Source organism: Pseudocitrobacter sp. 73, from assembly GCF_008369545.1.
Taxonomy (GTDB): Bacteria; Pseudomonadota; Gammaproteobacteria; order Enterobacterales; family Enterobacteriaceae; genus Pseudocitrobacter; species Pseudocitrobacter vendiensis.
Map to the genome: position 1 here is coordinate 321,876 of NZ_VTZO01000001.1, position 13,307 is coordinate 335,182.

Here is a 13,307-nt window from a genome sequence, read left to right on the forward strand (position 1 = left end):
GAGGGGAGCCCCTTGATGAAAAAACAGATACGACTGAACGCCTTTGAGATGAATTGCGTCGGGCATCAGGCTTCCGGGCTGTGGCGACACCCGCGCGATCGCTCATGGCAATATAAGGATTTGTCCTACTGGACTGAGCTTGCCCGTTTGTTGGAGCGCGGGCTTTTTGACGGCCTGTTTATCGCCGATGTGATTGGTTATTACGATGTTTACGGCGGCAATACAGAAGCAGCGCTACGCGATGCCGCACAGATCCCGCTTAACGATCCCTTACAACTGATAGCGCCTGTTGCAATGGTCACTGAACATCTCGGGATTGGCGTAACTATTTCCACCAGTTATGAGCATCCGTACACCTTTGCCCGACGCCTGGCGACGGCCGATCATCTTTCCGGGGGGCGCGTGGGGTGGAATATCGTGACCTCTTATCTCGACAGCGGGGCGCGCAACACCGGGCAACAGGCCCTGCTGGAGCACGATGCGCGTTACCAGCGCGCCGCAGAATACATGGAAGTGGTGTATAAGCTGCTGGAAGGCAGTTGGGAGCAGGATGCAGTGGTGCGCGACAAGGAAAAGGGCATTTTTGCGCATCCCGAAAAAGTGCATCCCATTCGCCACCACGGTGAACATTTCCGCGTGCCGGGCGTGCAGATGAGTGAACCCTCGCCCCAGCGCACGCCGCTGCTCTTTCAGGCGGGGTCGTCCGGAGCGGGCGTTAACTTTGCATCTCGCCACGCCGAGAGCGTGTTTGTGAACTCTCACACCCTGAGCGGTTTGAAGAGTTATGTCGCGTCCCTGCGTGAACAGGTTATCGCCAACGGGCGGCAGGGAAGCGATGTGCTGGTCTACACCCTGGTGACGGTGATTGTGGAAGAGACCGATGAAAAAGCACAGCAAAAATATGAGGAGTATCAGCGCTATATCTCTCGCCCCGGCGCGCTGGCGTTAATCTCGGGCTGGACGGGGCTTGATCTCGCTGCGCTACCGCATGATGTGCCGTATCCGCAATTACCGGAGCCTGCATCGGGGCTGGTGGCGCGTTTTGCGGCAGGTGACACCTCGTGGACGCTGAACGATCTCGCTGAATACGGTGCCATTGGCGGGCTGGGTCAGGTGTTCGTGGGATCGGCTTCAACCGTCGCGGACAAGCTTCAGCACTGGGTTGAGGAGAGCGACGTGGACGGCTTCAACCTTTCCTATGTTGTGGCGCATGAAACCTTTAATGATGTGGTGAAGTGGCTGGTGCCGGAACTGCAACGGCGCGGCGTTTACCGAACCCATTATCCACAGGGAAAAACGCTGCGGGAAAAAATGTTTGGCCGGGGGCCGCTGCTGCCGGAAAGCCATCCGGCGAACGCGTACCGCGATCCTGCCCGCTATACCGACGATTTCAAACAAGAGGTAAAACTATGACCGCAGTCTGGGCGCTACACAGCAATGATAACGATCTGCAATATACCGCGCTGGCAGAAACCTTTCGCCCTGTGTTTGCGCGCATCCGTGAAGGCGCGCAGGCCCGTGAGCAGCAGCGAGAACTGCTTTTTGAACCACTCCAGTGGCTTAAAGCTGCGCGATTCGGTGCGCTGCGCGTGCCGGTTGCGGCAGGTGGCTATGGTGCCAGTTTGCCGCACTTTTTTGCGCTACTGACCGAGCTTTCTGCCGCTGATTCCAATATCACCCAGGCGTTGCGTGGTCACTTTGGTTTTGTCGAAAGCGTACTGGCGTCTGCGGATGTCGAAAAGCAATCGCGCTGGTTTGCCCGACTCGCCGAGGGGGATTGGGTTGGCAATGCGTGGAGCGAACCGGGGGACGCGAAGCAGGGAACGTTTACCTCACAGATCGTGCGCGAAGGGGAACACTATCGGCTGAACGGTAAAAAATATTACACCACCGGGTCGCTGTATGCCGACTGGATCAACACTGGCGTCAGCGATGAACAGGGGGTATGGGTCAATGTGGTGGTGAATCGCTACGCTGAAGGGGTAACGGTAGAAGATGACTGGGACGGATTCGGTCAGCGCCTGACAGCCAGCGGCACGACGCTGTTTGTTGATGCGCCAGTGCAGGCGGAAGAGTTGACGCGCCATGAATCAGCGACGTCCTACGATCCTGCGTTCTATCAACTGGTGCATCTTGCGACCTTAACCGGCATTGGTCTTGCCGCGGCACAGGATGTGGCACAGACGGTGCGGACCCGCACGCGCAGCTACTCCCACGGCAACGGACCGCGCGCGGCGCACGACCCGCAAATCTTACAGGTCGTAGGTGAGGTCTACAGCGCGGTGTATGGCGCGAATGCGATTGTGGAGCAGGGTGCCCGTACCTTGCAGCAGGCGTTTGACGCTATCGGCCAGGCCGAGGCGGCGGATCGCGCCAATCAACAGGCGGAACTGGCTATTGCCCAGGGGCAAACCGTGGTGTCAGCGTTAATTCTGGATGCGGTGACGCGTCTTTTTGATGCCCTTGGCGCATCGGCCACGTCCTCTGCGCAGGGATTGGATCGCTACTGGCGCAATGCCCGCACGCTGGTCTCGCATAACCCACGCGTTTACAAGGCGCGCATCGTGGGAGATTACGCCGTGAACGGCACGCCGCCGGGATATCAGTGGCGAATTGGTACGGTGTGATTGATTGCCGGTGGCGCGGCTCAAACCCGTAGGCCTGATAAGCGCAGCGCATCAGGCGCAGTTCGGCGCCGATGACGCGGGAGGTGTTGCGTCTGGCGGAGCATGTAGCGGACAAGATAGCTATTCACGAATAGCGCGAAATTGACCGTCGTCTCAGGAGGAGGCGCGGTCAATCAGTTAGCAAGGTGAGCGCACAGTTCATTCCAGTAGGTTTCGCGGATAAGACGTTTCTCAGCGTGCTTTGTCACGGAACCACTCCGGCTCAATATTGGCGACATCCACACCATACAGGCTGGCGACGGGTAACACAGACTCGATAACGCGTTCAGCACTATGTTCATCCGTCCCCAGCCATATTTGTTGCAGACGTTTTAAAAGCGCAGTCAGCATCGTTTTCATTATTGACCCCAGACTATTTTTGACGGAATAAAATCAGTAAAACCGCTTCTGAATAAAAGATGAAATAACAATATTGGCTGACCTTTTGCGAAAACTGGCATTAGGCTTTGTCAATTTATTCACCTTCATACAACAATGTTTTCACTAATATTTTTTTGCTCTTGATAATAAAGATTCGTTATTTGGTGAGAACGAAAGCTTATGGGAGCGTAACAGCACACAACAAAAACAGGGATATCGGAGAAAAACTATGGCACTGAAATTATACACCGCACAGAAGCTGGCAATATTCGTGGGGCTGGCCGTTAGTACGCTGGCGGTTATTCCGGCGCAGGCCGATCAACTGGCGGATATTAAAGCCAAAGGCGTGGTGAAAGTGGCAACTTTCGACGCCAATCCGCCGTTTGGCTCAGTCGATGCCAAAACGCATGAGCTGGTGGGGTATGACATTGACTTTGCTAAAGCCCTGGCAAAATCACTGGGCGTGAAACTGGAACTGGTGGCGACCAACCCGGCTAACCGCATTCCGCTACTGCAATCGGGCAAGGCGGACCTTATCGTCGCGGATATCACCATCACCCCTGAGCGTGCTCAGGTAATTGATTTCTCGACGCCTTATTTCGTGACCGGGCAGCAATTCCTGGTGCCTGCGGCGTCTGGCGATAAACTGGATGATTACAGCAAAGCGCGCATTGGCGCGGTAAAAGGCACCACCGGCGAACAGACGCTACATCAGCGTTATCCGCAGGCGCGGGTGCTCTCCTATGACGATATCCCGCTGGCGCTCACTGCCTTGCGTAATGGCAACGTGCAGGCGATAACCCAGGACAGTACCATTCTGGCCGGCCTGCTTGGCGAAGCGCCGGATAAAGCGAAATTCAAAATCATCCCGGATTTACTGAGTAAAGAAGAAATTGGCGTCGGTGTGAAAAAAGGCGAACCCGCACTATTAAAAGCGGTGAATGATGAACTGGTGAGCCTGGAAAAAACGGGCGAAGCAGCAAAAATTTACGACGCCTGGTTTGGCCCCGCGACCAAAGCGCCGCAGCCACGTTCATTCACCATTGAAGCAAAATAGTATGTTGTCGGCATTATTTTCGCGTTCCGCGGCAAAGACCGCGGATTTCTCTCATCTTCAGCAGGCGAGCGTGCAATTTCGTCAGGCAGTGAAAAGCTATGGCGACCATCGCGTGCTGAACGGTATCAATTTGACGATTCACTCCGGTGAAGTGGTGGCGATCCTGGGCCCATCGGGTTCAGGGAAATCCACGTTGATTCGCCTGATTAATCAGCTGGAAAGCCTGAGCGGGGGTGAAATTCTGATTGACGGTAAAGCGACTTCTCAACTTACGGGTAACGCGCTAAGGCAGTTACGTAGTCGTATTGGCTTTGTTTTTCAGCAATTTAATCTCTACGCGCACCTAACGGCTCGACAAAATATCATGCTGGCGCTGGAGAAAGTTCATGGCTGGACACACGCTAAAGCCGAAATCAGGGCGCTGGAGCTGTTGCGTAAGGTCGGGCTGGAAGAGAAAGCTGACCATATGCCCTCGCAGCTTTCCGGCGGCCAGCAACAACGCGTTGCGATTGCCCGCGCGCTCTCATCCTCACCGCAGATAATTTTGTTCGACGAGCCTACGTCGGCGCTGGATCCTGAAATGATCGGCGAAGTGTTACAGGTCATGCAGACGTTAGCGCACAGCGGCATCACGATGATTGTGGTGACGCACGAAATGCAGTTTGCGCGTGAAATCGCCGACCGGGTGGTGTTTATCGACGGCGGTGATGTGCTGGAAGTTGCGCCGCCTGCGACGTTCTTTACGAGGCCGCAGCATCCCCGCGCCGTGCGGTTCTTGCAAAAAGTGCTCGACCCGCTGCATCAGGAGCGTGCTGAGTGACACACTTATTTGACTGGCAGGGCGTGCTGAGCGGGCAGCCGTTGCAATGGATCTTCTCAGGGTTCCTGACCACGCTGTGGGTAACGCTGGCAGGTATTGTGCTGGCCAGTCTGCTGGCGATTCTGTTTCTGGCGCTGCGTCTGTCGGGCGGAGGCGTGGGGCGTGGCATCACCGCCGCGTGGGTGTCTCTGTTTCGCAATACGCCACTGCTGGTGCAGCTTCTGTTCTGGTATTTCGCCGCGTGGAATCTGCTGCCGCAGGGCGTGCGGGATTTCGTCAATGACGACCACGGCTGGTCTATCCTGCCGGGCGATGTATGGTGGCTAACGCCGGAGTTTCTCTGTTCTGCATGGGGGCTCGGCGTATTTACCTCTGCATTCTTGATTGAAGAAGCGGCATCGGGCCTGCACAGCGTGTCGAATGGCCAGCGGGAAGCTGCGCTGGCACAGGGTTTTAGCACGTGGGGAATGTTGCGACATATTCTGCTACCACAGGGGCTGGCGAACGCCTGGCAACCGATCGTGGGGCAGTATCTGAATCTGATGAAACTCTCCTCCCTCGCGAGCGGTATTGGTTTCGCCGAGCTGACTTATCAGGTGCGCCAGATTGAAAGTTATAACGCCCATGCGCTGGAAGCCTTTGCGGTCGGCACGGGGCTGTATCTTCTCACCGGGATCGTGTTGGGTTTACTGTTCACGCGCTTCGGCCCATCGCCAGTGGGCAGCGCGAAACGGGTGAAAAACGTCACGCTGAAGAGAGCAAGGAGCGTTGAAGATGGACGCTAATCTGGCGGTCATTATTGATAACCTGGATTATTTACTCTGGGGCCGCCTGATGGACGGCGAACCCGGCGGCGTAGTATTGACGCTGATGATGGCATTAGGGGCTGGGGCGCTGGCGCTGCCTGGCGGTATTGTTCTCGCCTGCCTGGCCTGGCGCTACGACGGTGTGGTACGCAAGCTACTCTATTTGTGGGCGGAAATTATTCGCGGTATTCCGCTGATTTTCGTCATCTTCTGGCTCTGGTATCTGTTGCCGATGTTGACCGGCAGTGATTTACCCGGTGCATTGACGGTCACGCTGGCCCTGGCCTGGTTCACGGCCGCATCGGTGATGCATTCGGTACTGGCGGGGCTGCGTTCCCTCTCCGAAGGGCAATATGAAGCTGCACTGACGCAAGGTTTTAGCGCCGGGCAGAGCCTGCGTTTTATCCTGCTGCCGCAGGTGCTGAAAAACGTCATGCCGTCGCTACTGGGGATATTCATCGGCCTGCTGAAAGATACCTCGCTGGCGTTTATCGTCAACGTGCCGGAACTGACCACCGTCGCCGGGCAGGTGAACAATCGGGTGCAAATCTATCCGATGGCGATATTTATCTTTGTCGGCCTGGTGTACTACCTGTTGTGCGCCGCGCTGGGGCTGCTGGCGAAACGCTGGCAGCCTGGTCGTTATTCATCAACGTGATGAAATTACGCGCTTAATCCCAGCTTTGCGAGCTAACCCCCGGAAAATTGTCACATTACTGTCACAATCAAGCGGTGGGTTATCACGCAAAGAGGATTGAGGGATGAAAAAAGCCGTACTGGCCGTCGCGGTGGCGACGACACTATTAACCTCCATTGCCGCACAGGCGGAGACCTCCCCGGAGGGATACCAGCTCCAGCAAGTGTTGATTATGAGTCGGCACAACCTGCGCGCACCGCTCGCCAATAATGGCAGCGTGCTGGAACAATCCACTCCGCAAAGCTGGCCGGAATGGGATGTCCCTGGTGGGCAACTCACCACCAAAGGGGGCGTGCTGGAAATCTATATGGGCCATTACATGCGTGAATGGCTGGCGCAGCAGGGGATGGTGACCTCTGGCGAGTGCCCAACAGATAACACGGTTTATGCGTATGCAAATAGTCTGCAGCGTACGGTGGCGACGGCGCAATTCTTTATCACGGGTGCGTTTCCGGGGTGTGATATTCCGGTTCATCATCAGGCTGAAATGGGGACCATGGACCCGACCTTTAACCCGGTGATCACCGTCGATTCTGCGCAGTTCAGCCAGCAGGCCGTACAGGCGATGGAAAAAGAGCGCCAGCAGATGCATCTCGACGAGAGCTATAAGCTGCTGGAGCAAATCGCCGATTACCGCCAGTCTCCGAGCTGCAAAGAAAAACAGCAATGCGACCTGAATGGAGCGAAAGACAGTTTCAGCGCGCAATACCAGAAAGAGCCGGGCGTTTCCGGGCCGTTGAAGGTGGGTAACTCGCTGGTGGACGCCTTTACATTGCAGTACTACGAGGGCTTCCCGCAAGATCAGGTGGCGTGGGGTAAAATCAAAACCGACCAGCAGTGGCGCGTGTTGTCGCAGCTGAAGAATGGTTATCAGGACAGCCTCTTTACCTCTAAAGAGGTGGCGCAAAATGTCGCTGCGCCGCTGGTGAAATATATCAATAACGCGCTGGTTGCGGATGCGGACAAATCCGCCAAAGTGACGCTGATGGTGGGGCATGACTCCAATATCGCCTCGCTACTGACTGCGCTCGATTTCAAACCTTACCAGTTGCACGATCAGTATGAACGCACGCCGATTGGCGGAAAGATTGTTTTCCAGCGTTGGCATGACGCGAAGGGCAATCGTGATTTGATGAAGATTGAGTATCTGTACCAAAGCACGAAACAAATTCGCGACGCGCAGGCATTAACGCTGCAATCGCCACCACAGCGCGTGACGTTGGCGCTGAACGGTTGCCCGGTCGATGCCAACGGTTTCTGCCCGATGGAGACGTTTAAAGCGGTGATGAAGGACGCGGTGAAGTAGGGCGTTCGGTTGTTTTCCCCTCTCCCCGAAGGGGCCAGGGGACTTCCCGCGCGCTCCAGATTTTCTCCCTCTCCCTGTGGGAGAGGACTGGGGTGAGGGCATCAGCACGAACGCACTCACCTATAACGAAAAGGCTCCCATCGGGAGCCTTTGTCATTCACACTGCAATTTCATTAAACGTTTTTACGTTCAATGGTTTGCTCGCCCCAAAAGAGGGAATCTTTATCGGTTTTACTGAACGCCAGGGCGAGGACTTCATCACTGCCTTCTTCCCAGATCTGTTCGGCCAGTTTTTCATCATATTTGGCCACCTCAAAAATCGCCTGAGCGATTTCCGGTGAGGTGTTGCGCAAGCTCGCCCATTCGTTTACGTGATGAGCTTTTGCTTCTTGTGTAGGCATAGAAATCCTCCTGCTGAAGATTAACCTTTTAACTTAACCGCAAGCCCGGCGACATGTTCACCCTGATAGCGGGCAATCGCGAGTTCTTCTTCGCTCGGCTGACGTGAGCCGTCGCCGCCCGCGATGGTGGTCGCGCCATATGGCGTACCGCCGCGAACCTGGGAGACATCAAACAGTTCCTGCGCGCCGTAGCCGATAGGAACAATCACCATCCCATGATGAGCAAGAGTAGTCCATGTTGAGGTAATCGTCTGCTCCTGACCGCCGCCGGTACCCGTAGAGCTGAATACGCTACCGATTTTGCCGTACAGCGCACCAGAGGCCCAAAGGCCGCCAGTTTGATCAAGGAAAGTTCTCATCTGCCCGGACATATTACCGAAGCGAGTCGGGGTACCAAAGATGATGGCATCGTACTCTGCCAGTTCTTGTGGCGTGGCAACCGGTGCGCTGTGCGTTTTACCGCCCGCTTTAGCGAAAGCTTCCGGTGACATGGTTTCCGGTACGCGTTTGACGACAACCTCTGCACCCGAAACCTTATTTGCACCCTCTGCGACGGCTTTGGCCATCGTCTCAATGTGTCCATACATGGAATAATAAAGCACCAGAACTTTTGCCATCTGCAACACTCCTCGGTTTATCGTTACACAGCTTTTCGCTGTCCTCCTTTAAAGATAAGCCGTGTCGACAGGAGTGCAAACTTTAGAGCCATTTCTTTGATTTGTAACAATGACGCATGTGATTGAATGTAAAATAAAGATTCTCTGTTAATGTTTTGAAATCTTCTGTTTAATAGATGTGCAACAAGAGCACCCGAACCTGACTGTCAGAGTCGATTCGCGGGCAAAAATGCCCGCGTTTTTGTTAGAGTGTTACACCGCGTGTTTTAAGCCAGTGACGGGCGCACACTTCCGAGCAAGTACGAAAGTGAATATCCATTGTGAACCTGCTGTCCCGGGTGACGTTGAACACACTGGCAGGCCCATTGGCGTTATGATCGCTGACCAACAGATCGCCCGAAACGGGTTTTTCACCGGATATCAATGTGCCAATGATGAACTCTCCATGCTCGTTAAGGCTGCAAATACACCCGGTTCTGGCGCTGAAATGCAATACCACATTGCACAATTCGCATCCTCCTGCGACAGCTCAGTTAACTGGACGCAGGGTAGGGAAGAGAATGACATCGCGGATAGTTGGCGAGTCTGTGAAGAGCATTACCATCCTGTCGATACCAATCCCCAGCCCTGCCGTGGGCGGTAATCCATATTCCAGTGCCGTGACATAATCCGCGTCGTAGTACATCGCTTCATCATCGCCTGCATCGCGTGATGCAACCTGCGCCATAAAACGTTCAGCCTGATCTTCAGCATCATTCAGTTCTGAGAAGCCATTGCCAATTTCTCGCCCACCGATAAAGAATTCGAAGCGATCGGTAATCTCGGGATCGCTATCGTTACGCCGCGCCAGTGGTGAAACTTCGGCCGGATATTCGGTAATGAAGGTGGGTTGAATCAGATGGCTTTCAGCCACCACGTCAAAGATTTCCGTGATGATGCGGCCGTGTCCCCAACTCGCCTCGGGTGTAATCCCCAGACGTTGCGCCAGCGCAAGCGTTGACTCAGGTGAATCCAGTGCTTCAGCCTGGATATCGCTGCCATATTTCACGATAGCTTCTTTCATCGTCAAACGGGTAAACGGTTTGCCAAAGTCAAAGGACCACTCGCCATACGTCACTTCTGTGCCGCCCGTAACGTCCTTTGCAATCTGGCGGAACAGCGCTTCTGTCAGCGCTATCAGATCGTTGTAATCGGCATAAGCCATGTAGAGTTCCATCATCGTGAACTCAGGGTTATGGCGCGGTGAAATACCCTCGTTGCGGAAGTTTCGGTTGATTTCGAATACGCGCTCAAAGCCGCCTACCACCAGGCGTTTGAGGTAAAGTTCGGGAGAAATACGCAGGAACATATCCTGGTTTAACGCATTATGACGCGTAATAAATGGCCGAGCCGATGCGCCGCCTGGAATGAGCTGCATCATGGGTGTTTCGACTTCCATAAAATGGCGCGCATTCATAAAGTCGCGAATCACGGACATGATTTGCGAACGCACTTTGAAAGTATTGCGCGTTTTTTCATTGGCGATCAGATCCAGATAACGTTGACGATAGCGACGCTCCTGGTCAGTGAGGCCATGAAATTTATCGGGTAAGGGTTTAACGGCCTTGGTGAGGAGGCGTAAGTCTTTGCAGTCGAGGGTAAGCTCACCGGTTTGGGTTTTAAACAACACGCCCGATGCACCAAGGATATCACCCTGATCGATGAGTTTGAGAAGCGCGTCGTAGCGGTCGGCGTTAAGGCCCTTAGCGCTTATATAGAGTTGAATTCTTCCCCCCATATCTTGCAGCGTCAGGAATGCCGCCTTTCCCATCACCCGGCGGGTCATCAGCCGCCCTGCGACAGAAACGCTTATTTTATGTTCGGTAAGTGCTTCTGCGCTGAATGCATCATAAAGATGATGCAGAGATTGTGATGTCGCATCACGGCGAAAGTCGTTAGGAAAAGCATTACCGGATTGACGAAGCTGTGCGAGCTTCTGTGACCGAACGCTAAATTCATCTTGTAGTGTTTGCTCGTTATCTGAAGTTTCCATACTCGTAGCCTCCTGGGCAGTGGTCGCTATCGCGTACTGTACTGCCAGGTTGAGCGTTATTGCAAGTGAAATGATCTCCATAGAGATCATTTCACTTTTAATCTTCTCTGCTACTTTTCAGATTTGAGTGCTGTCGCCAATGCGAGTGCCTGAGTATAGAAATCGTTTCGTTGGACCTCGTCGAGTTGGGAGATGGCCTGCGCCAGAGAATGACGTTGATCCGACTCACGCAAAATGCCTTTTATCCCCTCTTTGTGAATCAGTCTTAATAGCGCTTCTTGCTCAACATTGTCGAGCGAATTGAACACCATCATCCAGGCCATCTGGAGCGGTTCATTTCGTGCTTGTTCAGGCCTGTTGACGTGGTAAATAGCCGGTTTTTCTTCTGTTTGCACTGAAGCGTCTTCACGGTATCCCCAGGCAAGCCATTCTATCGAAACGCCCTCAAGCTCGGCAATTTTGGCCGCCACACTGAGAGAAGGTTCTGTGCCGCGTGTCATGTAGTTGTTAAGCGTAGAGTAGGAGAGTTGCCAGGCCTTTGCTGCAGCACGGGTGCTTCGATTGCCAATCAGGTACCGCAACCTGTCTGCTAAAGAAATCAGGTCATCCTTCTCATCAATATGCCGCTCTTCATTACTCATTTTTATCCGTCCATCGTCATTGAGCTCTGCAAATGACTCATATAGAGATCAGTAAAGTACGATTTAACTCACAAAAATCGCGTTTAGTCCTTTCTGTTATCTCAAAAGAGATCGATGCTAGTGCCAGCATCATCATATTGAATTCACCTCATGGGGTTAACCCATGGGGTAATAGAAGAGGGTAATCCAAATATGGTCACAAATGAAGATCGTGCTGACTGGCACAGGGTAGATATTGTTGCAGCACTTCATAAACAGGGCGTTTCTATTCGCGAACTTTCTGTTCGCTCAGGCCTCAAGCCAGACACCCTTAAGAACGCGCTCTCACGTGCCTATCCCAAAGCGGAACGCATTATCGCCGACGCGTTGGGTCTTACGCCGGAAAAAATCTGGCCCAGTCGCTATCCCAATACCGTGAACACTGCCGCGAATCCCCCTTCCTTAATGAATTAATCCCTTCTCACAAGGAGCGTTTTATGACGTAGCGAAACTGTTGGCGTAAATAAAATTTGTCGTATTCAAGGAAATTATAATTTCATTATAAAGAGAAGTCATTATGAGTAATCCCGGGAATAAAATGGGTGTAATGCATCTGACCATATTAACCGCAGTGAACATGCTGGGGTCAGGCATCATTATGTTACCGACAAAGCTTGCGGAAGTGGGGACAATGTCAATATTGTCCTGGCTGGTAACGGCGTTTGGTTCGCTTGCTCTCGCATGGGCATTTTCGAAGTGTGGTTTATTTAGTACAAAAAGTGGTGGAATGGGAGGATACGCCGAATATGCGTTTGGGAAATCGGGTAACTTTATTGCTAACTATACCTACGCAATAAGTCTATTAATTGCCAATATTGCGATTGCTATCTCTGCTGTAGGTTATGGGACGGTTTTATTTGGTGTTGAGCTTACGCCTGTCCAGGTTTGTATTGCGACCATTGCCGTACTGTGGATTACCACCGTGCTTAATTTCGGCGGGGCAAAAATTACGGGGCAGATTGGTTCCATTACCGTGTGGGGCGTCATTATTCCTGTTGTTGGGCTATGTGTGATTGGTTGGTTCTGGTTTAGTCCATCACTTTATATTAGCGCCTGGAATCCTAATAATATGGATTTCTTTTCTGCAATATCAACGTCAATCTCCATGACGCTGTGGGCATTTCTTGGCCTTGAGTCAGCCTGCGCGAATATGGATGCCGTTGAAAATCCGCAGAAAAACGTGCCTATCGCCGTATTTGGCGGTACGTTGGTTTGTGCCGTAATCTATATTTTGTCTACAAACGTTATCGCCGGAATTGTTCCAAACCTTGATCTCCTGCACTCGACGGCACCGTTTGGTTTGGCCTATGCCTCGATGTTTACGCCCGTTGTTGGAAGTGTGGTGATGTTCCTGATGGCGCTGGCCTGTATTGGTTCGCTGTTGGGGTGGCAGTTTACCGTCGCTCAGGTCTTTAAATCTTCCGCAGATATTGGTTATTTCCCGGGGGTGTTCTCGCGTGTAACGGCGAAAGATGCGCCAGTTATTGGCATGATTATCTTAGGGGTTGTGCAAACACTATTAGCATTAATGACGATTAGCCCTTCGTTGAATAAACAATTTAATAGCTTAGTTAACCTGGCGGTAGTAACAAATTTAGTGCCTTATGTACTCTCAATGGCCGCATTAATACCGATGCAAAAGCTGGCCGGTATTCATGGTGGGCAGATGAAAACCAATACTATCATTGCACTGCTGGGCACCATTTATAGCTTTTACGCGCTCTATGCCTCGGGGGAAGAGGCCATGATGTTAGGTGCGTTAGTGACATTCTCCGGCTGGACATTCTGGGGAATGTTTATACAGAAAAAGGATGAAAGTTCAGTAACGGCTTATCAGGGATAAG

At 52.9% G+C, this 13,307-nt stretch carries 14 protein-coding genes; 9 read left to right on the plus strand and 5 right to left on the minus strand.

Translation table 11 applies throughout. The features are described 5' to 3' along the window. Positions 1-15: 15 nt before the first annotated feature. Both F0Q32_RS01390 and F0Q32_RS01395 read left to right on the plus strand, forming a co-directional pair. Positions 16-1,413: an LLM class flavin-dependent oxidoreductase gene (locus F0Q32_RS01390; RefSeq protein WP_149461640.1), complete on the plus strand. Its 1,398-nt coding sequence runs from the start codon at positions 16-18 to the stop codon at positions 1,411-1,413. Then, the gene (locus F0Q32_RS01395) at positions 1,410-2,627 is read left to right on the plus strand and encodes an acyl-CoA dehydrogenase family protein (RefSeq protein WP_149461641.1); all 1,218 of its coding nucleotides are present in this window, start codon (positions 1,410-1,412) and stop codon (positions 2,625-2,627) included. The genes F0Q32_RS01390 and F0Q32_RS01395 overlap by 4 nt, the downstream gene beginning before the upstream one ends. 231 nt (positions 2,628-2,858) lie before the next feature. Here the strand turns inward: F0Q32_RS01395 and F0Q32_RS26070 are convergent, their stop codons facing one another. After that, positions 2,859-3,026 carry a hypothetical protein gene (locus F0Q32_RS26070; protein ID WP_188016807.1) on the minus strand — a complete coding sequence of 56 codons (168 nt, stop codon included), beginning with the start codon at positions 3,024-3,026 and terminating at the stop codon, positions 2,859-2,861. Positions 3,027-3,276: 250 nt separating this feature from the next. On the opposite strand from F0Q32_RS26070, the gene F0Q32_RS01400 reads away from it, so the two are divergent. The 5 genes from F0Q32_RS01400 (at position 3,277) to agp (ending at position 7,733) form a co-directional block, all read left to right on the plus strand. After that, positions 3,277-4,104, plus strand: coding sequence for an ABC transporter substrate-binding protein (locus tag F0Q32_RS01400; RefSeq protein WP_253896886.1), 828 nt, complete (start codon positions 3,277-3,279; stop codon positions 4,102-4,104). A 1-nt stretch (position 4,105) separates the two neighbouring features. Continuing rightward, complete coding sequence (locus F0Q32_RS01405) at positions 4,106-4,924, plus strand: amino acid ABC transporter ATP-binding protein (RefSeq protein ID WP_149461642.1); 819 nt, start codon at positions 4,106-4,108, stop codon at positions 4,922-4,924. After that, positions 4,921-5,709: an amino acid ABC transporter permease gene (locus tag F0Q32_RS01410; RefSeq protein ID WP_149461643.1), complete on the plus strand. Its 789-nt coding sequence runs from the start codon at positions 4,921-4,923 to the stop codon at positions 5,707-5,709. The genes F0Q32_RS01405 and F0Q32_RS01410 overlap by 4 nt, the downstream gene beginning before the upstream one ends. Further along, on the plus strand, positions 5,699-6,388 hold the full coding sequence (locus F0Q32_RS01415; RefSeq protein WP_149461644.1) for an amino acid ABC transporter permease: 690 nt from the start codon (positions 5,699-5,701) through the stop codon (positions 6,386-6,388). The genes F0Q32_RS01410 and F0Q32_RS01415 overlap by 11 nt, the downstream gene beginning before the upstream one ends. 103 nt (positions 6,389-6,491) lie before the next feature. After that, complete coding sequence (gene agp, locus F0Q32_RS01420) at positions 6,492-7,733, plus strand: bifunctional glucose-1-phosphatase/inositol phosphatase (RefSeq protein ID WP_149461645.1); 1,242 nt, start codon at positions 6,492-6,494, stop codon at positions 7,731-7,733. A 173-nt stretch (positions 7,734-7,906) separates the two neighbouring features. Here the strand turns inward: agp and F0Q32_RS01425 are convergent, their stop codons facing one another. From F0Q32_RS01425 to F0Q32_RS01440, 4 genes are all read right to left on the minus strand, one after another. After that, positions 7,907-8,134, minus strand: coding sequence for a YccJ family protein (locus tag F0Q32_RS01425; RefSeq protein ID WP_015964936.1), 228 nt, complete (start codon positions 8,132-8,134; stop codon positions 7,907-7,909). A gap of 20 nt (positions 8,135-8,154) precedes the next feature. After that, positions 8,155-8,751 carry an NAD(P)H:quinone oxidoreductase gene (gene wrbA, locus F0Q32_RS01430; RefSeq protein ID WP_149461646.1) on the minus strand — a complete coding sequence of 199 codons (597 nt, stop codon included), beginning with the start codon at positions 8,749-8,751 and terminating at the stop codon, positions 8,155-8,157. A gap of 529 nt (positions 8,752-9,280) precedes the next feature. After that, entirely contained in the window at positions 9,281-10,783 is a 1,503-nt protein-coding gene (lysS, locus tag F0Q32_RS01435) for a lysine--tRNA ligase (protein WP_149461647.1), read from the minus strand. Positions 10,784-10,893: 110 nt separating this feature from the next. Beyond that, entirely contained in the window at positions 10,894-11,424 is a 531-nt protein-coding gene (locus tag F0Q32_RS01440; protein ID WP_149461648.1) for a helix-turn-helix transcriptional regulator, read from the minus strand. Positions 11,425-11,616: 192 nt separating this feature from the next. Here F0Q32_RS01440 and F0Q32_RS01445 point away from each other — a divergent pair, with 192 nt between their 5' ends. Both F0Q32_RS01445 and potE read left to right on the plus strand, forming a co-directional pair. Continuing rightward, positions 11,617-11,877, plus strand: coding sequence for a helix-turn-helix domain-containing protein (locus F0Q32_RS01445; protein ID WP_149461678.1), 261 nt, complete (start codon positions 11,617-11,619; stop codon positions 11,875-11,877). A gap of 103 nt (positions 11,878-11,980) precedes the next feature. After that, positions 11,981-13,306, plus strand: a complete 1,326-nt coding sequence (gene potE / locus F0Q32_RS01450) for a putrescine-ornithine antiporter (RefSeq protein ID WP_149461649.1) — start codon at positions 11,981-11,983, stop codon at positions 13,304-13,306. Position 13,307 lies beyond the last annotated feature (1 nt).